This window comes from Micromonospora sp. NBC_00898 (genome assembly GCF_045207895.1).
Classification (GTDB): Bacteria; Actinomycetota; Actinomycetes; order Mycobacteriales; family Micromonosporaceae; genus Micromonospora.
In genome coordinates this window covers 25,462-47,990 of the sequence record NZ_CP108775.1, presented here as the reverse complement: position 1 = coordinate 47,990, position 22,529 = coordinate 25,462, and the positions used below count along the sequence as shown (strand labels likewise).

Here is a 22,529-nt window from a genome sequence, read left to right as displayed (position 1 = left end):
GTCAGACCGCCTCGGTGAGCGCCGGCTGCGTGATCAGCCCGACATTGTGGGCGCGCAGGTGCCAGCCCCGGACGTCGTCGTGGCGCAGCTCGGTCCAGTGGCAGTTGGAGAGGGAGCCGAGGCTGCGCAGCACGGTGTGGTCCCAGCCGAGCAGGTACCCGACCCCTTGCCGGGCGCCGCCGCCGTGGGTGGTGACCACGACGGTGCCGCCGGTGGCGAGGTCGGCCGCGTCCTGGAAGGCGGCGCCGAGCCGCTTACCGAGGTCGTGGAGGTTCTCGATCCCGGCGCCCGGGTCGGGGTCGCCGGCCCGCCAGCGGGCGTACTCCTCGGGGAACCGCTCGGCGGCCTCGGTCAGGGCGAGGCCCTGCCAGTCGCCGAAATGCCGCTCCCGCAGCCGGGCGTCGGTGCGGACCGGCAGCCCGGTCAGCGCGGCGAGCGCGGCGGCGGTGTCCGCGGCCCGACGCAGGTCGCTGGCGACGATGGCGTCCGGGCGCAGCCCAGTGAGGACCGGCGCGGCGGCGCGGGCCTGCTCCCGGCCGAGGTCGTTGAGGGGTACGTCGGTCTGCCCCTGGACCCGACTGGCGGCGTTCCACTCGGTGTTGCCGTGCCGCCAGATGATCAGGCGGGTCATTCCGCGGCGGCGGCGCCGGCGGCGGTGTCGGCGTCGACGAGGTCCCGGTCCACGAACGGGATCTGCGGGCAGTCCTTCCAGAGCCGGTCGAGGGCGTAGAACTCGCGCTCCTCGGTGTGCTGGACGTGCACCACCATGTCGACGTAGTCGAGCAGCACCCAGCGGCCGCCCCGCTCGCCCTCGCGGCGCAGCGGCTTGGCCTTCTCCGGGAGCTCGAGCAGGCGCTCCTCGATGGCGTCGACGATGGCCAGCACCTGACGCTCGTTGGGGGCCGAGGCGACCAGGAACGCGTCGGTGATCGCGAGCTGGTCGCCCACGTCGATGATGACGATGTCCTCGGCCTTCTTGTCGGCCGCGGCCTGGGCGGCGGCCATCGCCAGCTCGTGAGCGCGTTCAGAAACTGTCACCGTTCTCCTTCGATCAACCGTGCGACCCTCCAAGCGTCTCACACCCGACCGGGCGGCGACTTGTCAGTTCTGGTCGATTACCGGGACGAACGCTCCATTGCCGGCGATATCACTCCTGGTAGAGGCGCCGTTTGGCGATGTACTGCACCACACCGTCCGGCACCAGGTACCAGACCGGTTCACCCCGGGCGACCCGGGCCCGGCAGTCGGTGGAGGAGATCGCCATCGCCGGCACCTGCACCAGGCTCACCGTGTCGGCGGGCAGGTGCTTGTCCGTGAGCTCGAAGCCCGGCCGGGTCACCCCGACGAAGTGGGCCAGCTCGAAGATCTCGTCCAGGTCCTTCCAGGAGAGGATCCGCTCCAGCGCGTCCGCGCCGGTGATGAAGAAGAGCTGCACCTTCGGGCCGTACTCGGCGTGCAGGTCGCGCAGCGTGTCGACGGTGTAGGTCGGGCCGCCCCGGTCGATGTCCACCCGACTGACCTGGAACCGCGGGTTGGAGGCGGTGGCGATGACCGTCATCAGGTAGCGGTCCTCGGCCGGGCTGACCGGCTCGTCGGCCTTCTGCCACGGCTGACCGGTGGGAACGAAGACCACCTCGTCCAGCTCGAACCGGTCCGCCACCTCGCTGGCCGCGACCAGGTGCCCGTGGTGGATCGGGTCGAAGGTGCCGCCCATGATCCCGATCCGCCGGATGTCTTCCTCCACCCAGCGATCGTAGGCCGGTGCCGGATGGGCCCCGGGCGGGGCCGCCGGGGCGTCCCGATCACCGGTCCCGCCCGACGGCCGCGCCAGGGCCGGGACGGGCTCGCGGCGAGCCCGACCCGGACCCCGGTCAGGCTGCCGCGGCGGCCACCGCCGTCCGGGCGACCAGCGCGCGGCGCAGGTCGTCGTCCATGTCGGTGACCCGTCTCCGCAACCCCGGCGTGAGGTCGTCGCGGGCCAGCAGGGCCGCGGCCAACTCCCGGGTGGGCTGCGCCACGGCGTAGCGGGGGAAGGCCAGGGTCGCGACCCGGTCGGCCGTCCAGGGGGTACGCAGCCGCGCGGCGGCCGGCATGTCGGCGAAGTACCGCTCGACGTACGCGGCGGTCAGCTCGGCCTGCTCCGGCTGCCAGAAGCCCTCCGCGGTCGCCTCCACGAGCCGGTTGGAGAGTTCGGCGTTGCGCGTGACGATCTCCCACGCCGCCGCCTTGGCGGCCGGGTCGGGCAGCGCGGCCCGGCAGGCGGCGGCGCGCTCCGCCCCGGTGGCGCTGCGGTCGGCGGCCGCCTCGGCGGCGATCTCCGGCTCGCCGGCCGCGCCGAGCACCACCAGGCGCAGCAGCAGCGCCCAGCGCAGGTCGGCGTCGACGGCGAGCCCGGCCGGCACGCCGTCGCCGGCCAGCCAGCCGGTGAGCAGCGCGGTGTCGGTGGTCGCCGAGATCAACCCGCGGGCCGCGGCGAGCTGGAGCGACCCGCCGGCCGGCGCCCCGGCGAGCAGCGTGGCGCAGGCCCCGGCGACCCGGAGCAGGGCGGCGTCCCGGGCCAGCGGCTCCAGGTAGCGGTCGATCAGGCCGCGGCTGAGGGTGAGCACGTCCTCCGCGATGATCACCTCGGTCTCGGCGGGCAGCGCCGCCGCGATCAGCGCCACCACCGCGGCGACCGGCCGCTCCCCGTCGGTGGCCGCGTCGAGCGCCTCACCCCAGAGCAGCGCCCGGGCCAGCGGATCGGGCAGGCCCGGCAGCACCATCGGCACCGCGTCGGCCGAGGCCGGATCGAGACGGATCTTGGCAAAGGTCAGGTCGCCGGCGTTGGGCAGCAGCAGGCCGGTGGCGGGCCCGCCGACCAGCCCGGGCAGCTCGGTACGGCCCTTGTCGGCGTCCGGGTCGAGGTCCACCTCGAACCGGCTCGCCGTCCCGTCGGCGGCGTACCGGCCGACGCCGATGCGGTGCGGTCGCAGCACCGGGTACGCCTCCGGCGCGGTCTGCACCACCGCCGCCTCGGTCCACCGGCCGTCGGCGTCCACGGCCGTCTCCATCCGCAGGGTGTTCACCTGCGGGCGGCGCAGCCAGCGCTCGGCCCAGTCGCTGAGGTCCCGCCCGCTCGCGGCGCTGAGGCTGCCCAGCAGGTCGGCCAGGGTGGCGTTGCCGAACCGGTGGGCGGCGAAGTGCCCGTTGAGGCCGGCCAGGAAGACGTCGTCGCCGAGCCAGGCGACGAGCTGCCGCAGCACACTGGCGCCCTTGGCGTACGAGATGCCGTCGAAGTTGAGCAGCGCCTGCGCGGCGTCCGCGACCTCCTCCGGCGCGACCGGGTGGGTGGACGGGCGCTGGTCGGCCGCGTACCCCCAGGCCTTGCGGCGCATGGCGAAGGTCGTCCAGGCCTGGTCGAAGCGGGTGGCCTCGGCGGTCACCCGGGTGCCGAGGTATTCCGCGAAGGACTCGTTCAGCCAGAGGTCGTCCCACCAACGCATGGTCACCAGGTCGCCGAACCACATGTGCGCCATCTCGTGGGCGATGGTGGTCGCGCGCAGCTCCCGCTGGGTGTCGGTGACCGCGGAGCGGAAGACATAGTCGTCGCGGAGGGTGACCAGGCCCGGGTTCTCCATCGCGCCGGCGTTGAACTCGGGCACGAACGCCTGGTCGTACTTGCCGAACGGGTAACGCTCGGCGAAGAGCTGGTGGAACCGGTCGAGGCACTGCTTCGTGACGGTGAAGATCTCGTCCGCGTCGGCGTCCAGGTGGGCGGCGAGGGAGCGCCGGCAGTAGACGCCGAGCGGGACGCCGTCGTGCTCGTCCTGCCGGACGTGCCACGGGCCGGCGATCAGCGTGAAGAAGTACGTCGCCAGCGGCGCCGTCGGCGCGAACTCCCAGCGCCCCGGCGCGGGCCGCGCGGCGAGCCGGCCGTTGGCCGCGACCGTCCACTCCGGCGGGGCGGTGACCGAGAGGGTGACCGGCGCCTTCAGGTCCGGCTGGTCGAACGCGGCGAAGATGCGCTGCACGTCGTCGAGGAAGGACATCGCGTACAGGTACGTCTCGCCGTCGGCCGGGTCGACGAAGCGGTGGATCCCCTCACCGGTGTTCGAGTACGCCATCTCGGCGCGGACGGTCAGCGTGTTCTCCTCGGCCAGCCCGGTCAGCGGCAGCCGGTTGTCGGTCAGCGCGGCCGGATCGAGGGCCCGGTCGTTGAGGCGCGCCTCGATCAGTCTGGTGGGTTTCACCTCGGCGAAGGTCTCGGCGCCGGGGGTGGCCCGGAACCGGATCGTGACGGCCGAGCGGAACCGCTCGCCGGCACCGGTCAGGTCGAGGTCCACCTGGTAGGACTCGACGGTAATCAACGCGCCACGCGCGGTCGCCTCTACACGGGTCAGGCTTGGCATCCGCTTATCCTGCCCGATGGGGATCCGGACGGGCCCCCCGTGACAGGTGGCGATGGAGGAACAACGATGGGTCAGCACCCCAAGGGCGACTTCGACCTCACCCGGGCGGTCTGGCAGCGGGCCGAGGGCGACACCTCCGACAGCGCGGTCGAGGTGGCCTTCGTCGACGACCTGATCGGCATGCGCAACTCGGCCGAGCCGGACGGGCCGGTACTGGTCTTCACCCAGGCCGAGTGGGACGCGTTCGTCGCGGGCGCCCAGGACGGCGAGTTCGACCTGGACTGAGCGCGGCCGCCCGCCGCCGGGGTGGTCCGCCACATCCCGGCGGCGCTCACCGGTCACCGTCGCCCCAACCGAGACCGCCGGGACCGGGGGCGTGGTGGAAGCCCGGATGGTCGGCGACGTCGGCGCAGCGCTCGCCGTCCGGCCCGACCGCCCCGCAGAACAGCCGCTCGGCCCGCTGCCAGGCGTCGGCGGGCGACAGCGCGGCGGCCCCGAGCGCCAACTCGGGGCGGAGCAGGCTCAGCGCCTCGGCGTACGCCACCGCGAGCTCCCGGGCCCGGTCGGCGTCGGCGGCGGAGAAGCCGAGGTGCACGGTGAAGTGCCGGGGCGGCACCGGCGCCCGGCGCGGCGGCGCGAGCAGCGGCACGTCCGGGCCGCCCCGCCCGCCTGCGCCCCGGCCGGCGCCGAACCCCTCGACCGCCCGCCGCTGCCGCCAGTACGCCGGCCTGTTCTCCCGCATCCGGTCCTCCCCGTCGTCGGTCCGGCCCCGCGGCCGGCCTCGCGTACGGCAGACAAACAGATTTCCGTCGTCCTGGGAGGGGCCAGCGCGACGAGCGTCGGCTGGCCCCTCCCACCGGCCGTGGTTTCGGTGATGATGGGCGGTTCAGCCGGCCGTGCGGGGGTAGACGCCACCGCGGCGGGCCGAGCGCCGCTGCCGACCAGTTCAGGAGCAGCAGATGAGCAGCGTCCCCGTCGACCGCAGCCCGGAGAGCACGCTGGCCTTCCTCCGGGAGGGCTACCGGTTCATCGGCGACCGCTGCGACCGCTACGGCAGCGACATCTTCCAGACCCGACTGCTGCTGGAACCGACCATCTGCCTGCGCGGCCGGCCCGCCGCGGAGCTCTTCTACGACAACGACCGGTTCCGCCGGCGGGGGGCCATGCCGATGCGCGGGCAGCGGACGCTCACCGGTGTCGGCGGGGTGCAGGGGCTGGACGATGCCGCGCACCGGGCGCGGAAGGCGATGCTGATGTCGATCATGACGCCCGCCGGCATCCGCCAGCTCGGCCAGCTCTTCGACGACGAGTGGCGGGCCCGGATCCCGGTCTGGGAACGGTCCGGCCCGGTGGTGCTCTACGACGAGGTCGCCGGGATGCTCACCCGGGCGGTCTGCGCCTGGGCCGGCGTGCCGCTGGCCGACTCGGACGTGGCCCGGCGGACCGCCGAGCTGCACGCGCTGATCGAGGCCTCGACCGCCGTCGGCCCCCGGCACTGGCGGGGCCGGCTCGCCCGCCGCCGCGCCGAACACTGGATCGGCGACGTCGTCGACCGGGCCCGCGCGGGCGCCCTGCACGCCCCGAGGGGCAGCGCGCTGCGGGTGATCGCCGAGCACCGGGACGACCGGGGCCTCCCGCTGCCCCGCCGGATCGCCGCGGTGGACCTGTTGAACGTCCTCCGCCCGACCGTCGCGGTGGACCGCTTCGTGGTCTTCTCCGCGCTGGCGCTGCACGACCACCCGCAGTGGCGGGAGCGGGTCCGCGGCGACGAGCCGGCCACCGAGGCCTTCGTGCAGGAGGTACGCCGCTACTACCCGTTCTTTTCGGTGGCGGCGGCCCGGGTCCGGCGCCCCTTCGACTGGGCGGGGCACCACTTCCCGCAGGGGCGGCGGGTGCTGCTCGACCTCTACGGCACCAACCATCACCCGGAGCTGTGGCCGGGGCCGGAGAAGTTCCGGCCCGACCGGTTCGTCGGCTGGCGCGGCGACCCGTTCAGCTTCATCCCGCAGGGCGGCGGCGACCACTTCACCGGCCACCGCTGCGCCGGCGAGTGGCTCACCATCGAGCTGATGAAGCGCGCGGTGACCAACCTGACCACCGCCATGAGCTACCGGGTGCCGCCGCAGGACCTGGCGCTCAGCCTGCGCCGGCTGCCCACCCTGCCGCCGAGCGGCTTCCTGATCGACGGCGTCCGCCGCACCGCCTGAGCCGGCTTCCCCCGCCTCCCACGAACGAATCGACCGCGCTGCTCAGGCCGCCTGCGGGTACGCGTCCTCCTGCGCGAAGAGTTCGTACCCGCGGGCTCCCATCGTCAGCGACACCGGGTGGTCGGCCGGGATCCGGTCCGGCAGGACCTAGCCGGCCTCGACCAACGACTTGATCCGGCGCAGCGTGTCCCGCAGCCCCACCTCCGGGTCGTGGCCGGTGGTCCGCCCCAGGGCCCGGCGGACCGGGTTGGACCGCCAGCGCAGCTCGGTCCGGATCTCGGTGCCCCGGTCGTGCGGGGCGGGGACCAGCTCGGCCTGACCCTGCTGGACCATTGGCCCCTCGGTGACCCGCCAGCTCAGCCGGCCCGGGCCGTCGACGGTGAGCTCGGCGCGCCACTCGGTGCCGCCGCCGGCCGGGTCGCTCGCCACGCAGCGCCACCGGTTGTCGTCGAGCTGCTCCAGGGTCGCCCACTCGGCCAGCGCCCGGTCCAGCCGTTCCCGGTCGGTCCAGAAGCCGATCACGGCGTCCATCGGGCGGTCCACGGTGATCCCCCGCTGCACGACGTACCAGCCGTCCGCCCGCTCGGCCTGGAGCGGACGCCGCCGCCGGGCCACCATCCGGCCGACACCGACCGCGGCCACCACCGCCGCGCCCGCCAGCGCCCACCTCGTTCTTCTGCTGGTCATCACGTCTCCTCCACCCGGGCGTCCGGCGATGGACCGCCCGCATCCCGCAGCGCTACCCGGCACGGAAGCGTCGAAACGACAAATCGGTTTGATCGGCAGAAATTAGGGCATCCGCTGGCCCCGTCCCCGCATTCCTCCGGGAGGCAGCATGACCTTCCATCACCGTCGACCCGGGCACCACGCCGGCCGCCGGGCGACCGCCCCGTTCGCCCCGGGGTCGTCATGAGCGCCCCGGCCCGCGATCAGCACGCGGCGGTCGCGCCGGCCCCGGTCGCCGGCGCCGCGACCGCCGCGCCGGGCGGCCCGCGGCCCGGTCGGCTCCCCGTCGAGTACGTCCTGCCGCTGCGCCGGTCCGACGACACCGGCCTGACCGGGCTGACCGACCACCTGCGCGACCTCGCCCGATGGGTGGACGTCACCGTGGTCGACGGCTCCGCGCCGGAGCTCTTCGCCCGGCACGCCGCCGCCTGGCGGGATCTCGTCCGGCACGTCCGGCCCGACCCCGCGCTGCGCGGCGCCAACGGCAAGGTGCTCGGGGTGCTGACCGGGCTCGACCTGGCCCGCCACGAGCACGTGGTGATCGGCGACGACGACGTCCGGTACGACGAGGCCGGGTTGCGCGCGGTGCGCGAGCTGCTGGACCGCGTGGAACTGGTCCGGCCGCAGAACCACTTCGACCCGCTGCCCTGGCACGCCTGGTGGGACACCGGCCGGACGCTGCTCAACCGGGCGTTCGGCGGCGACTGGCCCGGCACCCTCGCGGTGCGCCGGAGCACCTTCCGCGCCATGGGCGGGTACGACCCGGACGTGCTCTTCGAGAACCTGGAGCTGGTCCGCACCGTGCGGGCGTACGGGGGCAGCGTGGCGGCCCCCGCCTGGCTGCACGTACGCCGGCTCCCGCCGACCGCCGCGCAGTTCCGCGGGCAGCGGCTCCGGCAGGCGTACGGCGACCTGGCCCAGCCGCCGCGGCTGCTGGCCGCGCTGGCGGTGCTGCCGGGTGTGGTGGCCGCGCTGGCCGCCCGCCGACCCGGCCTGCTGCTGCGCGCCGCCGTCGCGACGGTGGCCGTCGCCGAGCTGGGCCGCCGGCGGGCCGGCGGCGCCCGGGTCTTCCCGGCGCACACCACCCTGGCCGCCCCGCTCTGGGTGCTGGAACGCGGGGTCTGCTCCTGGCTCGCGCTGGGCCGGCGGTGGCGCGGTGGCATGCCCTACGCGGGCACCCGGGTGCGCGTCGCCGCGCATTCTCTCCGGGCGCTGCGCCGCCGGCTGGCCGGGAACGCCCCCGGTGACCTGGTGCTGTGGGTGGAGGCCGACGGGCACGCCGCCGGCCGGTACGCGGCAGTGGTCGCGGACCGCTCAACGGGCGGCCCGTCGCCGAGCTGATTCGTCCACGACATCAGCTCCACAGCGACCGCCGACAGGTACCCCGCGCACGCGACAGCTCGCGGTCACTCCCCGGACGGACCGGGAGTGACCGCGAGCTGCGGCGTACGAGGTTCCCGGTCAGTACCGGACCTGTTCGCGGGACTGCTGCGCGGTGTCCTTCACGTCCTGCGCGGCCGACTTCGTGTCGTCCTTGACCGCGTGCGCGGCGTCCTGCGCGGTGGACTTCAGCGACTCGGTGGCGCGCTGCGCCGGCTCGCGCAGCTCCTCCTTGAGCTCGCTGGCGACCTCGCCCAGCTTCTCCTTCACCGTGCCGGCGTGCTCGCCGGCCTTCTCCTTGACCTGCGTGGCCACCTGCTGCTCACGGCGCGTCGCCGGGATCAGCGAGGAGACCAGCATGCCCACGCCGAAGGCGATCAGGCCGGCGGCGAGCGGGTTGCCCTCGGACTTCTCCCGCAGCACCTGCGGGGCCCGGTGGGCGGCGTCGCCGACGGTGGAGGCCGCGGAGGAGGCGTGGTCGCCCACCGAGTGCGCGGTGTGGCCGGTGCTGTGGCCCAGGTCGGAAGCGGTTCCCATCACCTTGTCCCTCACGTTCTGGAGCGCGTTGCGCGCCCGCTGCTTGCGGTCGTCGACGATGCGGCTCGGGCTGACCTTGTACGCCAGCGCGTCCACGTCCGAGCTGAGGCTGTTACGGGTGGCCTCGATCTCCCGGCGGATCTGGTCGGGATCGGTGCTCATCGGGTGACTCCCTCCGGGTGCGGCTTGAGCGCGTCGGGGATGCGCTGCACGCTGTCGTTGGTCTGCTTGAGGCCGCGAATCCGCTCGGCGTTCTTCTTGGCCATGGAGTAGAGGACCGCCGCGATGGCCGCCCAGATGACGGCCACGATCAGCCCGGCCCAGCCGGCGTCCATCACGTTGGACAGCCCGGCCCAGAGCGCGATCGAGAGGAAGAGCGCCACCATGTAGCCGCCGAAGCCGGCACCGCCGAAGAGGCCGGCGGCCTTGCCCGCCTTCTTGCCCTCCTGGCGGATCTCCGCCTTGGCCAGCTCGACCTCCTGCCGCATCAGCAAGGACAGGTCGGTGGTCACCTGGCGCATCAGCTCACCGAGGGAGCTGCCCCGGACCTCGTCCGCGGTGTGCGGCGCGCCCGCCTCCGCGTAGTAACCGGAGTCCAGTCCGGACCCCTGCGTCGGCATGCTCATGCCCTCGCCTCCCTTCTGACGGATCGGCCGCTCACGGACGGGTGACGCCGCTCGACGGCACGCCCGGCAGCGGGTCGGTCTGGCTGACCGGCGGCAGCGGCCGGCCGGTCCCGGTCTGCGGGTCGGCGTAGCTGCCCGGCGTGGGGTCGAGGTAGCCGCCCGGCGGCACGGCGTCCGGCACTGCACGCGAGGTCGGGATGACCGCCGTCCGATCCGGGTCGTAGCCGGTGCCGTACGCCCGCTGCGCGGTGCCGTGGTCGTCACCGGCGGTGGCGATGTTCTTGGTCAGCCGGCCGGCGAGCACGCCGAGGACGGCGGCGCCGATCAGGAAGGTGCCGGGGTTGCGGCGGGCGTAGGTCTTCACCTCGTTGAGGATGTCGCCCGGCTCGCGCTGCTCCAGCCAGCCGGCCACGCCATGGACCCGATCGGCGGCCTGGTGCGCCAGCTCGGTCACCGGGCCGGCCTGGCCGCTGTTCTGCGCCATCGAGCGCATCTCCTCGGCCAGCGAACGGAGCCCACCGGCGGCCCGCTGCTGCTGCTGGCTGGTCTGGGCGGCGACCTGGGTGCGGGCCTCGCCGTAGAGGTTGCGGGCCTGGCGCTGCGCCTCGCCCACCACCTCCCTGCCCTGCTCCTTGGCGGTCTGCGCGACCGCGCCGCCCGCGTTCGCGGCCTCCGAGCCGACCTGGCGGGCCTGGCCGCGGACGCCACCGCCGTTGTTCGACTCCTGCCCGTACGTGGAGGACGTGGGTGAGAGATCGTAAGTCATGACTACCCTTCCGCTCGGATGGTCGTAGCGGTTGTACTGGGGGGATCACACCGACGTGCTGTCGGCGTGACCTTTGACCTACCCCCGGTCGCCGGGTCCATGCCTGATTCGTCATTTCTCTGCGGAAGCGCCCCGTCACGATCACACAATGGAGGGTCGTCCGGTCCCGGGCGGCGAGTGATCCACGGAGGTGACAGCGATGGCACGTGACGTGCGCGGACGCGCCCCGGCCGGCCCGAAACCCCGGATCCAGGCGGTCGCCGCCGCGGTGGCCGCCCTCTTCGTCCTGCTCGGCGTGCTCGGGTTCATCCCCGGGGTCACCACGCACTACGGTGACCTGGCCTTCGCCGGGCACCACTCGGAGGCGAAGCTGCTCGGCCTGTTCCAAGTGTCGATCCTGCTCAACCTGGTGCACCTGCTCTCCGGCCTGGTCGGGCTGGTGCTCGCCCGCCGGATCGCCGGGGCCCGGCTCTTCCTGGCCGGCGGCGGGGCCGTCTACCTGGGTCTCTGGCTCTACGGCTTCGGGATCGACCGGGAGACGGCGGCGAACTTCGTGCCCTTCAACGACGCGGACAACTGGCTGCACCTGTTCCTCGGCTTCGGCATGCTCGTGGTGGGGCTGCTGCTCTCCAACGACGTCGGCACCGGCGGCCGGCTGGACACCCCGATCGACCGCCCCTGACCTGTGTCTTCACCCGGTCGGGTGGCTCGTGGCCCGACACACCGAGCGCGGAGTTTGCCGATTCCTTGCCCGGGGCAACGGAGGATCACCACGGGAGGTGACTCAACGGACGAGGAGGCGCGGCGATGCCACGCTGGTTGCGGGAGAACGCACTCACGGTCGCCATGCTCGGCGCGTTCCTGATCTTCCTGGTGTTGCAGAGCGTGTTCGGCTGGCAGGTCCACAACGAGGAGCTGACCCAGTACGGCGCGGCCCCGCTGAGCTGGTGGGCGTACCTCGGCACCGGGCACTTCGCCGAGGCGGTCTTCGAGAACTGGGAGTCCGAGTTCCTCCAGATGGGCGGCTACGTGCTGCTCACCGCGTACCTGGTGCAGCAGGGCTCGGCCGAGTCCAAGCCCGAGGGCCAGACCGACCGGCCCGACGACCCCCGCCGGGCCAGGCCGGACTCCCCCTGGCCGGTCCGGGTCGGCGGCCTCCCCCTGGCCGTCTACCGCAACAGCCTGTCGATCGCGCTGCTGCTGATCTTCGCCGGGTCGTTCCTCGGCCACCTGTTCGGCGGCGTCGCGGAGTACAACCAGGAGCAGGCGTTGGAGAGCGGCGCCGCCCCGATCGGCGCCTGGCAGTTCCTCTTCACCAGCGACTTCTGGTTCCAGTCCATGCAGAACTGGCAGAGCGAGTTCCTCGCCGTCGGCGTGCTGATCCTGCTCAGCATCGTGCTGCGGCAGCACGCCAGCCCCGAGTCGAAGCCGGTCACCGCCGCGCACGCCGAGACCGGCGCCTGACCCGCCGGGCCGGCCACCGTCAGGCGGCGACCGGCAGCCGCTTGGCGAAGCACACGCTGTACGGGTTGTCGACGTACTCGCCGTACACCGGGATGGGCTGGTACCCGCACGAGGTGTAGAGCCCGATCGCGGCCGGCAGGTAGGTACCCGTCTCCAGGCACACCACCGAGTGCCCGCGCCGGAAGGCCAACTCCTCCAGGGCCGCCAGCAACTGCCGGGCGACTCCCCGCCCCCGGTACGCCGGGCGGACGTACATCCGCTTCAGCTCACCGGTGTCGGCGGCCAGGGCCTGCAGGCCGCCGCAGCCGACGGCCCGCCCGCCCACCACGGCCGCCAGGTAGTGGATGTCGTCATGGGTGAGCGTCGCCTGCCCGTCCAGCCCGCCGTCGGCCTCCCGCAGCTCGCGCTGCTGAGCGGTGATCAGGGCGGCGATCTCGGGATCGGTGGCGGGACGGGATTCGATCAGCATCACGTCACGCTAAGCCGGGCGGATTTCGCGAAGGTTTCCGGCCAACGACCCGAGCACGGCCGGGGCCGAGCTATTCGTCGTCGTCCAGGTCGTCGTCGTCCAGGTCGTCGGAGAGGTCCGCGTCCAGGCCGCCGGCCGCCAGTTCGTCCTCGGTACGCCGCCGGCGAGCCTTGCGGGCGGCCAGCCGCTCCGCCGCGGAGGCGCGGGTCGACTTCTCCTCCAGCCGGATGTCGGTGCCCCGGTTGCCGGGGACGAAGTCCACCCCGGCGTAGAGGGTGGGCTGCCAGTCGAACTCCCGGTCGCCGATCCGCACCAGGTCGCCGGGGTTGGCGCCGGCCTTGGCCAGCTTCTCCTCGACGCCGAGGCGGGCCAGCCGGTCGGCCAGGAAGCCCACGGCCTCGTCGTTGTCGAAGTTCGTCTGGCGCACCCAGCGCTCCGGCCGGGCGCCGCGGACGGTGAACGAGCCGTCCTCCTCCACCTCGATGGTGAAGCCGGTGTCGTCGACCGCCCTCGGGCGGATCACGATCCGGGTCGGCTCGGCCGGCGGCGCCGCGCGGCGGGCCTGCTCGACCACCTCGGCCATCGCGTACATGAGCTCCTTGAGCCCCTCGCGGGTGGCCGAGGACACGTCGAAGACCTGGAAGCCGCGCGCCTCCAGGTCCGGCCGGACGATCTCGGCGAGATCCCGCCCGTCCGGCACGTCGATCTTGTTGAGCGCGACGAGGCGGGGCCGGTCGGCCAGGCCGCCGTACTCGGACAGCTCCGCCTCGATGGTGTCGATGTCGGCGAGCGGGTCCCGGCCGGGCTCCAACGTCGCCGTGTCGACCACGTGCACCAGCACGGCGCAGCGCTCGACGTGGCGGAGGAACTCCAGCCCCAGGCCCTTGCCGGTGGCGGCGCCCGGGATCAGGCCCGGCACGTCGGCGACGGTGAAGGTGTGGTTGTCCACCCGGACCACGCCCAGGTTCGGGACCAGCGTGGTGAACGGGTAGTCGGCGATCTTCGGCTTGGCGGCGGAGATCACCGAGATCAGCGAGGACTTGCCGGCCGACGGGAAGCCGACCAGGCCGACGTCGGCGACGCTCTTCAGCTCCAGCACCACGTCCAGCCGGTCGCCGGGCTCGCCCAGCTCGGCGAAGCCGGGGGCCTTGCGCCGGGCGTTGGCCAGCGAGGCGTTGCCCCGCCCGCCGCGCCCGCCCCGGGCCGCCTCGAAGGTGGTGCCCGCGCCCACCAGGTCGGCCAGCACCTCGCCGTCGAGGGTCTGCACCACGGTGCCGTTCGGCACCTTGATGATCAGATCGTGGCCGTTGGCCCCGTCCCGGTTCGAGCCGGCGCCGCCCTTGCCGTTCTCGGCCTTGAGGTGCGGGCGGAAGTGGAAGTCGAGCAGCGTGGTCACCTGCGGGTCGACGACCAGCGAGACGCTGCCGCCGTGCCCACCGTTGCCGCCGTCGGGCCCGCCGAAGGGCTTGAACTTCTCCCGGTGGATGGAGACACAGCCGTGCCCGCCGTCGCCGGCCTGCATGTGCAGGACGACCCGGTCAACGAACGTCGTCACGACGCCAATCCTTCCAGCGGGGTCCTCCCCCGCGTGAGAAAAAACGAAGCGGGCCGGGACCCGAGGTCCACGGCCCGCAACGCCTTCGAGCTACTGCTGCGGCACGATGCTTACGGTCTTGCGACCACGCCGGGTGCCGAACTGGACCGAGCCGGCGGCCAGCGCGAACAGCGTGTCGTCGCCGCCACGGCCGACCAGGTCACCGGGGTGGAACTTGGTGCCACGCTGCCGGATGAGGATCTCACCCGCGCTGACGACCTGACCACCGAAGCGCTTCACGCCGAGTCGCTGGGCCGCGGAATCGCGACCGTTACGCGAGCTGGACGCACCCTTTTTGTGAGCCATTGGAGGACGACCTACTTCCCGCTGGAGATGCCGGTCACCTTGACCTGGGTCAGCGGCTGGCGGTGACCCTGGCGCTTGTGGTAGCCAGTCTTGTTCTTGAACTTGTGGATCTTGATCTTCGGGCCCTTGGTGTGCGCGGCGATCTCGCCGGACACCGCGACCTTGGCAAGCTTCGCCGCGTCGGTCACCAGGTCGTCACCGTCGACGAGGAGCACCGCGGTGAGCTTCACCGCGTCACCGGGGGCACCGGTGAGCTTCTCGACCTCGATCACGTCGCCCTCGGCGACCTTGTACTGCTTGCCGCCGGTCTTGACGATCGCGTACATCGGAGGCGGACTCCCTGTCGTTGAGGCTGCTGGCGGTCGTTCCCACGGCGACTCGCCGGGTAGCAGTGACACCGGCGGCGCGGGCACGCGGGAACTCGGCACACCAAAGTGCGCCGCAGGAAAGGGTACGCCATGAACCGGCCGGCACCCAAACCGGGCCCGCCGGTCAGCGCGGGCAGAGCTGGTCGAGGCGCTCCTGGAGACGGTCGAACTCCGCCTCGTCGATCTTCTCGACGTCGGTACCCAGGCTACCGACCTCGGTGGCCAGATCCGCCAGCAGCGTCTTCAGCCGCGGGTCGGTCGCCAGCCCGGACTGCTGCCGCAGGGCGTCCCGCCAGCCGCCAGGGCCGCCTCGGCGTCGCGGCGGGCGGCGTCGGCCGCCGCCCGGTCGGTACGGCCCACGGTCAGCATCTCGGCCAGCTTCTGGACGTACGTCTGCACGGCGGTCGAACCGGCCCGCTTCGCGGCCAGGCAGACCCCCGGGTCGCCGGTCGGCGTCGGGGTGGGCGTGCCGGAGACACCCGGTGCGGCGGTGGCGGACGGAACCGGTGAGGCGAACCCCACCGCGAAGGGGTTCGAGTCGTCCCGGTCGGCGCAGCCCGTGCCGGTCAGCAGGACGGCGGCCACCATGGTGGCCGCGAGCGGGCGACGCATCTCTCCTCCTGTCCGAGGAGCCGCCGCCCGGCCGGGGGGCGTCGAGACGGCAGGGCCCCTTCCCCGGACACTGTTGCCGGTGAAGGGGCCCTGTCAAACGTCGCGCAGGTCAGCGGCTCACGGCCGGGTACGCCGGCGGGTGCCGCCGCGGCGAGAGCGCCGCCGGCCGGTGCCGCCCTCGGTGCCCTCGTCCTCGCCGTCGCCGAGCGCGTCCGGGTCGTCCGCCGCGGCCAGTCGGGCCGACTCGCCCTCCTGGGCGTCGGCGACCGCCGGGGCGGCCTCCGTGTCGGCCTCGTACCGGGACAGGTCGTAGCCCATGGTGTCGTGGTAGTCGGCCTCGGTCTGCGCCTCGACCCCGGCCACCGCGGCCTGGGGTACCTCGGTCACCTCGGCGACGGACTTCTCCACGGTGGCCGACTTGCGGGCCCGCCGCCGGGAGGAGGCGGAGCCCTGCTCGGCCGGGGCCGGCGGGGTGGTGACGGCCGAGGCGACCGCCTTGACCTTCTCCCCCGCGCCAGCGCCGGTACGCGGCTTCTCCGACACCGGCTCGGTGTGGATGATCAGGCCACGACCCTTGCAGCACTCGCAGGTCTCGCTGAACGCCTCCAGCAGGCCCGCGCCGATCCGCTTGCGCGTCATCTGCACCAGGCCGAGCGAGGTGATCTCGGTGACCTGGTGCTTGGTGCGGTCCCGGCCCAGGCACTCGGTGAGCCGGCGCAGCACCAGCTCCCGGTTCGACTCCAGCACCATGTCGATGAAGTCGATCACCACGATGCCACCGAGGTCGCGCAGCCGGAGCTGGCGGACGATCTCCTCGGCCGCCTCCAGGTTGTTCCGGGTGACCGTCTCCTCCAGGTTGCCCCCGGAGCCGGTGTACTTGCCGGTGTTGACGTCGATGACGGTCATCGCCTCGGTCCGGTCGATCACCAGCGAACCACCCGAGGGGAGGAAGACCTTGCGGTCGAGCCCCTTGAGGATCTGCTCGTCGATCCGGTACTCGGCGAAGACGTCGGTGGTGCCGGCGTGCCGGCGCAGCCGGGCGACCAGGTCCGGCGAGACGTGCTGCAGGTACGACTCGACCACGTCGTACGACTGCTCGCCCTCGATCACCAGCTCGCGGAAGTCCTCGTTGAACAGGTCCCGCACGACCCGGATGACCAGGTCCGGCTCCTCGTAGAGCAGCACCGGGGCCCCACCCTCGGCCGCCTTGGCCTGGATGTCCTCCCACTGCGCCTGGAGCCGCTTGACGTCGCGGGCCAGCTCGTCCTCGCTCGCCCCCTCGGCGGCGGTCCGCACGATCACGCCCGCGCCGTCCGGGACGAGCTTCTTGAGCACGTCGCGCAGCCGCTTGCGCTCGGTGTCCGGCAGCTTGCGGCTGATGCCGGAGGCGTTGCCGTTGGGCACGTAGACCAGGTGCCGGCCGGAGAGCGCGATGTGGCTGGTCAGCCGGGCGCCCTTGTGCCCGATCGGGTCCTTGGTCACCTGCACCAGCACCGAGTCGCCGGAGCGCAGCGCCTGCTCGATCGAGCGGGCCCGACCCTCCAGGCCGCTGGTGTCCCAGTTGACCTCGCCGGCGTAGAGCACCGCGTTGCGGCCGCGCCCGACGTCGACGAAGGCCGCCTCCATGCTGGGCAGGACGTTCTGCACCTTGCCGAGGTAGACGTTGCCGGCCATGGTGCCGGAGGAGTTGCGGGTGACGTAGTGCTCGACCAGCACGCCGTCCTCGAGGACCGCGATCTGGGTGCGGTCGCCGCGCTGGCGGACCGCCATCACCCGGTCGACCGCCTCCCGGCGGGCCAGGAACTCCGACTCGCTCAGGATCGGCGGCCGGGTACGCCGCTGCTCCCGGCCGTCCCGGCGGCGCTGCCGCTTGGCCTCCAGCCGGGTCGAGCCGGAGACGCCCTGCACCTCGTCGACGGCCCGGCGCGGCTCACGGATCTTGACCACGGTGGGCACGCCGTCCTCAGCGCCGCCCTCCACGTCACCGGCGCCCCGACGGCGGCGGCGGCGCCGGCGGCGGGTCAGCCCGTCGCCCTCGCCCTCTTCCTCCTCCTCGGCCTCCTCGGCCTCGGCCTCGGCGCTCTCGGCCTGGATGGCCTCTTCGGCCTCCTCGTCCTCGAGGTCCTCCGCGCCGCCCTTGCCCCGGCCGCGACCCCGGCGGCCGCGCCGGCGGCGGCGACGGGCCGCGGCCGACTCCTCGTCCTCGTCCTCCGCCTCGCCGATCTCCTCGGCCTCGGCGGTGGGCTCCTCGTCGATCTCGACCTCGGTCTCGACCGGCTCCACCTCGCGGCGGCCCCGCCGACGGCGGCGACCGGTCTCGACGGGCTCCTCGGCCGGCTCCTCGGCGGCCGGCGCGGGCGCGGCGGCCCGGACGACCGGCACCGCCTCCGGCTGCGGCGGCATGAAGAGCACCGTCGGCGCGGAGAGCGCGGCCCGCCGCCGGCGGGTCCGCGGCTCCGGCTGCTCGGCCGGCTGCTCGCCCGGAACGGCCGCGCCGGGCGCGACGTCGCCGGTGCGGTTCTCGATCCCGGCCCGCGGCGCGGTGGCGCCCGCGACGGCCGGCGGGAGGTCGGCGGCACCGGAGGTGGTCGGCGTCCGCTCCGCGGCGCTCTCTGCCGCCGGGGTCGGCTGCTCGGCCTCGGCCGGCTCGGCGGTCTCCTCCTCCTCGGCGGTGACCTCCTCCGCGGCCTCCTCGGGCGTCGGGACGGCGTCCGCCTGCGGCTCGGCCACGGCGTGCGGCTCGGCGGTGGTCGCGGCCTCCGGCTCGGCGGCCGGGGCCTCGGCCGCCGGCGGGACGGCCTTGCGCCGCCGGGTGCGCGTCACCTTGACCGGCGGGACGACCTCCGCGGAGGCCTCCTCCGCGGCGTCGGCGGCCACGGGCTCCTCGACCGCCTTGGCGGGGGTCGCCTTGCGGCGGCGCCGGGGGGTCTTCGGGGCGGCCTCCAGCTCACCCGCGACCGGGGCGAACACCTCGGCCTGCGGCGCCTCGCCGGTGGTCGTACCGGCGTCGCTGGACGCCTCGGCCGGCGCGTCGGTCTGCTCCGGCTGGTTGAGCGGGGCGACCCGGCGCCGGCTGGCCCGCTTGCGGGCCGGCGGCCGTGCCTCGGCGGTGCTGTCGGTGCTGGTGTCGGCGGTGTCGCCGGCCGGCTGTGAACCGGTCCGTTCGACGCCCTCGGGCTCGTTCTCGAGCATGGACGTTCTCCAGTTCTGGCTGCCCCGGGCGCGGGTGAGCGCTGCCACGCAGGGTCGCCGCAAAGTGTTTCCGCCGGGCGCGCGAGGTGCGCGACCGCCGAAGTCTGCCTGCTTGGAACACTGACCGTCGGTCAGTGTTCACCGATGGCTGCCCCGTCGCGATCCGCATCCAACGGATCCACGATCTCGCCCTGCGCGGTCAGCGTGCCCTGTGCCAGCCGGATCACCCTCGGGGCGACCGGCGGCTCCAGGGCGGCCACCACGCGGAGGCCGGAAAGGACGTCATCGGGCCGTACGGACGGGGTGACCTGCCGCACGACCAGTTCGAGTATCGCACACGGTACGGCCGGTGCCCCGGAAGGCGTCTCGGACGCGGGCACGACATCGATGCTGATGACCGCCGCGCGCGCGTCGAAGGTCCGCCGCCCCTGCTTGGTCATCCGCTCGACCTGGATCTCCTCGGCGGCGGTGAAGGCGGCCACGGCCTGCTCCAGCAGCGCCGGGTCGACCTCGGGCAGCTCGATCCGCCAGTGCGAGGCCTCGATCCGATCGGCCAGGCTGCCACCCCCGGCCACCACCGCGTCGAGCACGTCGAGCCCCGGTGAGAGCGCGGCGTCCAGGGCGGCCCGCAGCTGGGCCGGGTCGACCGGCTCGCGGAGACCGATCTCCAGGTACTCGGCCTCGCTGGCCACCCCGGTGGGCGCGGCGCTGGCGTACGAGATCTTGGGGTGCGGGGTGAAGCCCTGGGAGAAGGCGATCGGTACGCCGGCCCGGCGCAGCGCGCGCTCGAAGGCCCGGGCGAAGTCCCGGTGCGAGGTGAACCGCAGCGGTCCGCGCTTGGCGTACCGGATCCGGACGCGCTGGACGACGGGCGCCTGCCCGCCCTCCGGCTGTGGTTTCTTGCTGATCGTCGTGCTCCTCGGTCTCAGCATCGATTGATCATGAAGTTGTCACCGGCGACGCGCGGTGCCCGTGACAATAGCTTCATGATCACCGGAGCGGGGCGGGCGGCTGGCCGCCCGCCCCGGGGGCGTCACTGCTGGGCGCCGGACGGGACCTTCAGGCCGGAACCACCGATCGGGGTCAACGGGAGGAGCTTCTTCCCGGTGGGGCCGATCTGGATCTCGGTGTCCATCGACGGACAGACGCCGCAGTCGAAGCACGGGGTCCACCGGCAGTCGTCCTGCTCGTACTCCGACATCGAGTCCTGCCAGTCCTGCCAGAGCCAGTCCTTGTCCAGGCCCGAGTCCAGGTGGTCCCAGGGCAGGACCTCCAGCTGGTCCCGCTCCCGGGTGGTGTACCAGTCGAGGTCCACGCCGAAGGCCGGCAGCACCTCGGCGGCCGCCTCCACCCAGCGCTGGTACGAGAAGTGCTCGCTCCAGCCGTCGAACCGGCCGCCGTTCTCCCAGACCTTGCGGATCACCGCGCCGACCCGGCGGTCACCGCGGCTGAGCAGGCCCTCGATCAGCGACGGCTCGCCGTCGTGGTAGCGGTAGCCGATCGCCCGGCCCAGCGAGCGGTCGGAGTTGATCGCCTGCTTGAGCAGCTTGAGCCGGTGGTCGATGACCTCCGGGGTCGCCATGGACGCCCACTGGAACGGGGTGTGCGGCTTCGGCACGAACCCACCGATGGAGACGGTGCAGCGGATGTCCTTGGACCCGGTGGCGGCGCGGCCGGCCTTGATCACTTCGTGCGCCATGTCCGCGATCTCGAGGACGTCCTCGTCGGTCTCGGTGGGCAGGCCGCACATGAAGTAGAGCTTCACCTGCCGCCAGCCGTTGGTGTACGCGGTGACCACGGTGCGGATGAGGTCTTCCTTCGACACCATCTTGTTGATCACCTTGCGGATCCGCTCCGACCCGCCCTCCGGGGCGAAGGTCAGGCCGGTGCGCCGGCCGTTGCGGGACAGCTCCTGGGCCAGGTCGATGTTGAACGCGTCCACCCGGGTCGACGGCAGCGAGAGCGAGACGTTCGTGCCCTCGTACTGCTGGGCGAGGCCGGAGCACATGTCGCCGATCTCGGAGTGGTCGGCCGACGACAGCGACAGCAGGCCCACCTCGTGGAAGCCGGAGAACTCCAGGCCGTCGCGGACCATCTGGCCGACCGTGGTGATCGACCGCTCCCGCACCGGGCGGGTGATCATGCCGGCCTGACAGAACCGACAGCCCCGGGTGCAGCCCCGGAAGATCTCCACCGCGTACCGCTCGTGGACCGTCTCGGCCAGCGGCACCAGGGGCTTCTTCGGGTACGGCCAGGCGTCCAGGTCCATGGTCGTGCGCTTGTGCACCCGGAACGGCACGTCCGCCCGGTTCGGCACGACCCGCTGGATCCGGCCGTCGGGCAGGTAGTCCACGTCGTAGAAGCGTGGCACGTAGACGCTCTCCGTGCGGGCCAGCCGCAGCAGCAGCTCGTCCCGCCCGCCGGGGGAACCCTCGGCCTTCCACTCCCGGACGATCGTCGTGATCTCCAGGACCGCCTCCTCGCCGTCGCCGAGTACGGCGGCGTCGACGAAGTCGGCGATCGGCTCCGGGTTGAACGCGGCGTGCCCGCCGGCCACGATCACCGGGTCGGCGTCGGTGCGGTCGGCGGCCAGCATCGGGATGCCGGCCAGGTCGATCGCGGTGAGCAGGTTGGTGTAGCCCAGCTCGGTGGAGAACGAGACGCCGAACACGTCGAAGTCGCGCACCGAGCGGTGCGCGTCGACGGTGAACTGCGGCACGCCGTGGGCGCGCATCAGCTTCTCCAGGTCCGGCCAGACCGCGTACGTCCGCTCGGCGAGCACGTCGGGCAGCTCGTTGAGCACCTCGTAGAGGATCTGCACGCCCTGGTTGGGCAGGCCCACCTCGTACGCGTCGGGATACATCAGCGCCCAGCGGACGGTGGCCGCGTCCCAGTCCTTGACCACCGCACCCAGCTCGCCACCGACGTACTGGATGGGCTTGGTCACCTGGGGCAGCAGCGGCTCAAGCTGGGGCCAGACGGAGTTCGCCGCGGCGGGGCGCGGCGTCGTGGACGGGACGCTCATGATGCCCAAGGGTACGCGCCCGCCCGCCGGGCACCGCGCCGCACCGCCCGCCGGATCGCCGCCCATGCCGGGAGGAACCGGACCACCGGCGGTCAGCCGCGACCCGGGCGGCGGGGCGGCCGACGCCGACGTACGCCCTCGCTGGTCAGCGCGTGGTACACGATCATGACGACGATGCCGATCACCCCGACCAGCGGGCTGACGAACCAGCCCAGCGCGCCGCTGAACAGGTAGAGCACCATCCCGGTGACCGGGCGGACCCGCTGGGTGGCGACATACGCGGCGGAGATCCCCTCCCCAAGCAGCTCCGGACGTCGGTGCAGATAACTGAAGAAGGCGAGCCAGGGCGCGGACATCGCCGCCGCGGTCAGCACGTAGAGCAGCACGGCCACCCGCCGGTCGTGGTCGTTCCCGCCGTGGTCGAAGGCGTCGGCGAGCACCGCGGTCGGGAACGGGATGACGACCACGCCGAGCAGCAGCCAGAGGTTGATCCAGTTCAGGCCGAGCGTGGCCCCCCGGATCAGCCGCAGCAGCGTGTGGTGGTTGAGCCAGATCACCCCGATGTAGCCGAAGGAGACCAGGAAGGCGACGTACACCGGGAGTTCCTCGACCAGGCCGTCGAACAGCTCCCCCGACCGGTGGGCGGGCACCCGGAGCTCGATCACCAGCAGGGTGATGACGATGGCGAAGACCCCGTCGCTGAACCCGGTCATCCGGCCGACGTCGCCCACCGGGGACGTACCGGCCTCGCCCGCTGCGGACATGCGCCGAGACTAGGCGTGACCGTCCGGACACCGCTGGTGGCGCGCCGGGGCGGCCGGGCGGTGGACCCGTCCGGGGCCGGTCACCGGCCCCGGGCGGGCGTCCCG

Annotated in this window: 23 protein-coding genes; 5 read left to right on the top strand and 18 right to left on the bottom strand. The window is 73.4% G+C overall.

Annotated elements, in window-relative coordinates; all coding sequences use genetic code 11:
• Position 1 precedes the first annotated feature (1 nt).
• The 4 genes from OG799_RS00210 to pepN form a co-directional block, all read right to left on the bottom strand.
• A complete protein-coding gene (locus OG799_RS00210; RefSeq protein WP_406041844.1) occupies positions 2–631 on the bottom strand; it encodes a histidine phosphatase family protein in 630 nt (209 codons plus the stop codon).
• A complete protein-coding gene (rsfS, locus tag OG799_RS00205) occupies positions 628–1,038 on the bottom strand; it encodes a ribosome silencing factor (RefSeq protein ID WP_406041842.1) in 411 nt (136 codons plus the stop codon). The genes OG799_RS00210 and rsfS overlap by 4 nt, the downstream gene beginning before the upstream one ends.
• Before the next feature lie 109 nt (positions 1,039–1,147).
• Positions 1,148–1,744, bottom strand: a complete 597-nt coding sequence (gene nadD / locus OG799_RS00200; RefSeq protein WP_406041840.1) for a nicotinate-nucleotide adenylyltransferase — start codon at positions 1,742–1,744, stop codon at positions 1,148–1,150.
• 127 nt (positions 1,745–1,871) lie between these two features.
• The gene (pepN, locus tag OG799_RS00195) at positions 1,872–4,388 is read right to left on the bottom strand and encodes an aminopeptidase N (protein WP_406041838.1); all 2,517 of its coding nucleotides are present in this window, start codon (positions 4,386–4,388) and stop codon (positions 1,872–1,874) included.
• A 66-nt stretch (positions 4,389–4,454) separates the two neighbouring features.
• On the opposite strand from pepN, the gene OG799_RS00190 reads away from it, so the two are divergent.
• Positions 4,455–4,673, top strand: coding sequence for a DUF397 domain-containing protein (locus tag OG799_RS00190; RefSeq protein WP_089013001.1), 219 nt, complete (start codon positions 4,455–4,457; stop codon positions 4,671–4,673).
• 46 nt (positions 4,674–4,719) lie between these two features.
• On the opposite strand, the gene OG799_RS00185 is transcribed toward OG799_RS00190, so the two are convergent.
• Positions 4,720–5,130, bottom strand: coding sequence for a hypothetical protein (locus OG799_RS00185; protein WP_406041835.1), 411 nt, complete (start codon positions 5,128–5,130; stop codon positions 4,720–4,722).
• 217 nt (positions 5,131–5,347) lie between these two features.
• Here OG799_RS00185 and OG799_RS00180 point away from each other — a divergent pair, with 217 nt between their 5' ends.
• Positions 5,348–6,595, top strand: coding sequence for a cytochrome P450 (locus OG799_RS00180; RefSeq protein ID WP_406041833.1), 1,248 nt, complete (start codon positions 5,348–5,350; stop codon positions 6,593–6,595).
• A 147-nt stretch (positions 6,596–6,742) separates the two neighbouring features.
• Here OG799_RS00180 and OG799_RS00175 read toward each other — a convergent pair whose 3' ends face one another.
• Positions 6,743–7,282, bottom strand: a complete 540-nt coding sequence (locus OG799_RS00175) for a cyclase (protein WP_406041831.1) — start codon at positions 7,280–7,282, stop codon at positions 6,743–6,745.
• Positions 7,283–7,504: 222 nt separating this feature from the next.
• Here OG799_RS00175 and OG799_RS00170 point away from each other — a divergent pair, with 222 nt between their 5' ends.
• A complete protein-coding gene (locus OG799_RS00170; RefSeq protein ID WP_406041829.1) occupies positions 7,505–8,662 on the top strand; it encodes a glycosyltransferase in 1,158 nt (385 codons plus the stop codon).
• Positions 8,663–8,782: 120 nt separating this feature from the next.
• Here OG799_RS00170 and OG799_RS00165 read toward each other — a convergent pair whose 3' ends face one another.
• The 3 genes from OG799_RS00165 to OG799_RS00155 are packed head-to-tail and all read right to left on the bottom strand — an operon-like array spanning position 8,783 to position 10,630.
• Positions 8,783–9,400, bottom strand: coding sequence for a DUF3618 domain-containing protein (locus OG799_RS00165; RefSeq protein WP_406041827.1), 618 nt, complete (start codon positions 9,398–9,400; stop codon positions 8,783–8,785).
• Positions 9,397–9,864, bottom strand: coding sequence for a phage holin family protein (locus OG799_RS00160; protein WP_406041825.1), 468 nt, complete (start codon positions 9,862–9,864; stop codon positions 9,397–9,399). The genes OG799_RS00165 and OG799_RS00160 overlap by 4 nt, the downstream gene beginning before the upstream one ends.
• Positions 9,865–9,895: 31 nt before the next feature.
• Positions 9,896–10,630 carry a hypothetical protein gene (locus tag OG799_RS00155; protein ID WP_406041823.1) on the bottom strand — a complete coding sequence of 245 codons (735 nt, stop codon included), beginning with the start codon at positions 10,628–10,630 and terminating at the stop codon, positions 9,896–9,898.
• Between the two features lie 199 nt (positions 10,631–10,829).
• On the opposite strand from OG799_RS00155, the gene OG799_RS00150 reads away from it, so the two are divergent.
• Complete coding sequence (locus OG799_RS00150) at positions 10,830–11,312, top strand: DUF4383 domain-containing protein (protein ID WP_406041821.1); 483 nt, start codon at positions 10,830–10,832, stop codon at positions 11,310–11,312.
• Between the two features lie 125 nt (positions 11,313–11,437).
• Positions 11,438–12,094, top strand: coding sequence for a DUF6766 family protein (locus OG799_RS00145; protein WP_406041819.1), 657 nt, complete (start codon positions 11,438–11,440; stop codon positions 12,092–12,094).
• 19 nt (positions 12,095–12,113) lie between these two features.
• Here the strand turns inward: OG799_RS00145 and OG799_RS00140 are convergent, their stop codons facing one another.
• From OG799_RS00140 to OG799_RS00100, 9 genes are all read right to left on the bottom strand, one after another.
• Positions 12,114–12,563: a GNAT family N-acetyltransferase gene (locus OG799_RS00140; protein ID WP_406041817.1), complete on the bottom strand. Its 450-nt coding sequence runs from the start codon at positions 12,561–12,563 to the stop codon at positions 12,114–12,116.
• A 70-nt stretch (positions 12,564–12,633) separates the two neighbouring features.
• The gene (gene obgE, locus OG799_RS00135; protein WP_406041815.1) at positions 12,634–14,118 is read right to left on the bottom strand and encodes a GTPase ObgE; all 1,485 of its coding nucleotides are present in this window, start codon (positions 14,116–14,118) and stop codon (positions 12,634–12,636) included.
• Between the two features lie 90 nt (positions 14,119–14,208).
• Positions 14,209–14,463, bottom strand: coding sequence for a 50S ribosomal protein L27 (gene rpmA / locus OG799_RS00130; protein WP_101412393.1), 255 nt, complete (start codon positions 14,461–14,463; stop codon positions 14,209–14,211).
• Between the two features lie 11 nt (positions 14,464–14,474).
• Positions 14,475–14,789, bottom strand: a complete 315-nt coding sequence (gene rplU, locus OG799_RS00125) for a 50S ribosomal protein L21 (RefSeq protein WP_250797382.1) — start codon at positions 14,787–14,789, stop codon at positions 14,475–14,477.
• A gap of 285 nt (positions 14,790–15,074) precedes the next feature.
• A complete protein-coding gene (locus tag OG799_RS00120) occupies positions 15,075–15,443 on the bottom strand; it encodes a hypothetical protein (protein WP_406041812.1) in 369 nt (122 codons plus the stop codon).
• A gap of 117 nt (positions 15,444–15,560) precedes the next feature.
• Positions 15,561–18,635, bottom strand: a complete 3,075-nt coding sequence (locus OG799_RS00115; RefSeq protein ID WP_406041810.1) for an Rne/Rng family ribonuclease — start codon at positions 18,633–18,635, stop codon at positions 15,561–15,563.
• 131 nt (positions 18,636–18,766) lie between these two features.
• The gene (locus OG799_RS00110) at positions 18,767–19,567 is read right to left on the bottom strand and encodes a TIGR03936 family radical SAM-associated protein (RefSeq protein WP_406041808.1); all 801 of its coding nucleotides are present in this window, start codon (positions 19,565–19,567) and stop codon (positions 18,767–18,769) included.
• Between the two features lie 101 nt (positions 19,568–19,668).
• Complete coding sequence (locus OG799_RS00105) at positions 19,669–21,660, bottom strand: TIGR03960 family B12-binding radical SAM protein (protein WP_406041806.1); 1,992 nt, start codon at positions 21,658–21,660, stop codon at positions 19,669–19,671.
• Between the two features lie 92 nt (positions 21,661–21,752).
• A complete protein-coding gene (locus tag OG799_RS00100; RefSeq protein ID WP_406041804.1) occupies positions 21,753–22,424 on the bottom strand; it encodes a TMEM175 family protein in 672 nt (223 codons plus the stop codon).
• Positions 22,425–22,529: the final 105 nt, after the last annotated feature.

Excerpts from the sequence above, each read along its gene's own strand:
- OG799_RS00175 (WP_406041831.1), bottom strand. The coding sequence starts at position 7,282 with ATGACCAGCAGAAGAACGAGGTGGGCGCTGGCGGGCGCGGCGGTGGTG.
- OG799_RS00110 (WP_406041808.1), bottom strand. The coding sequence starts at position 19,567 with ATGCTGAGACCGAGGAGCACGACGATCAGCAAGAAACCACAGCCGGAG.
- OG799_RS00165 (WP_406041827.1), bottom strand. The coding sequence starts at position 9,400 with ATGAGCACCGATCCCGACCAGATCCGCCGGGAGATCGAGGCCACCCGT.
- OG799_RS00170 (WP_406041829.1), top strand. The coding sequence starts at position 7,505 with ATGAGCGCCCCGGCCCGCGATCAGCACGCGGCGGTCGCGCCGGCCCCG.
- rpmA (WP_101412393.1), bottom strand. The coding sequence starts at position 14,463 with ATGGCTCACAAAAAGGGTGCGTCCAGCTCGCGTAACGGTCGCGATTCC.
- OG799_RS00185 (WP_406041835.1), bottom strand. The coding sequence starts at position 5,130 with ATGCGGGAGAACAGGCCGGCGTACTGGCGGCAGCGGCGGGCGGTCGAG.
- OG799_RS00115 (WP_406041810.1), bottom strand. The coding sequence starts at position 18,635 with ATGCTCGAGAACGAGCCCGAGGGCGTCGAACGGACCGGTTCACAGCCG.
- OG799_RS00160 (WP_406041825.1), bottom strand. The coding sequence starts at position 9,864 with ATGAGCATGCCGACGCAGGGGTCCGGACTGGACTCCGGTTACTACGCG.
- OG799_RS00140 (WP_406041817.1), bottom strand. The coding sequence starts at position 12,563 with ATGCTGATCGAATCCCGTCCCGCCACCGATCCCGAGATCGCCGCCCTG.
- OG799_RS00150 (WP_406041821.1), top strand. The coding sequence starts at position 10,830 with ATGGCACGTGACGTGCGCGGACGCGCCCCGGCCGGCCCGAAACCCCGG.
- OG799_RS00120 (WP_406041812.1), bottom strand. The coding sequence starts at position 15,443 with ATGCGTCGCCCGCTCGCGGCCACCATGGTGGCCGCCGTCCTGCTGACC.
- OG799_RS00155 (WP_406041823.1), bottom strand. The coding sequence starts at position 10,630 with ATGACTTACGATCTCTCACCCACGTCCTCCACGTACGGGCAGGAGTCG.
- rplU (WP_250797382.1), bottom strand. The coding sequence starts at position 14,789 with ATGTACGCGATCGTCAAGACCGGCGGCAAGCAGTACAAGGTCGCCGAG.
- OG799_RS00100 (WP_406041804.1), bottom strand. The coding sequence starts at position 22,424 with ATGTCCGCAGCGGGCGAGGCCGGTACGTCCCCGGTGGGCGACGTCGGC.
- OG799_RS00145 (WP_406041819.1), top strand. The coding sequence starts at position 11,438 with ATGCCACGCTGGTTGCGGGAGAACGCACTCACGGTCGCCATGCTCGGC.
- OG799_RS00190 (WP_089013001.1), top strand. The coding sequence starts at position 4,455 with ATGGGTCAGCACCCCAAGGGCGACTTCGACCTCACCCGGGCGGTCTGG.
- OG799_RS00210 (WP_406041844.1), bottom strand. The coding sequence starts at position 631 with ATGACCCGCCTGATCATCTGGCGGCACGGCAACACCGAGTGGAACGCC.
- OG799_RS00180 (WP_406041833.1), top strand. The coding sequence starts at position 5,348 with ATGAGCAGCGTCCCCGTCGACCGCAGCCCGGAGAGCACGCTGGCCTTC.
- OG799_RS00105 (WP_406041806.1), bottom strand. The coding sequence starts at position 21,660 with ATGAGCGTCCCGTCCACGACGCCGCGCCCCGCCGCGGCGAACTCCGTC.
- pepN (WP_406041838.1), bottom strand. The coding sequence starts at position 4,388 with ATGCCAAGCCTGACCCGTGTAGAGGCGACCGCGCGTGGCGCGTTGATT.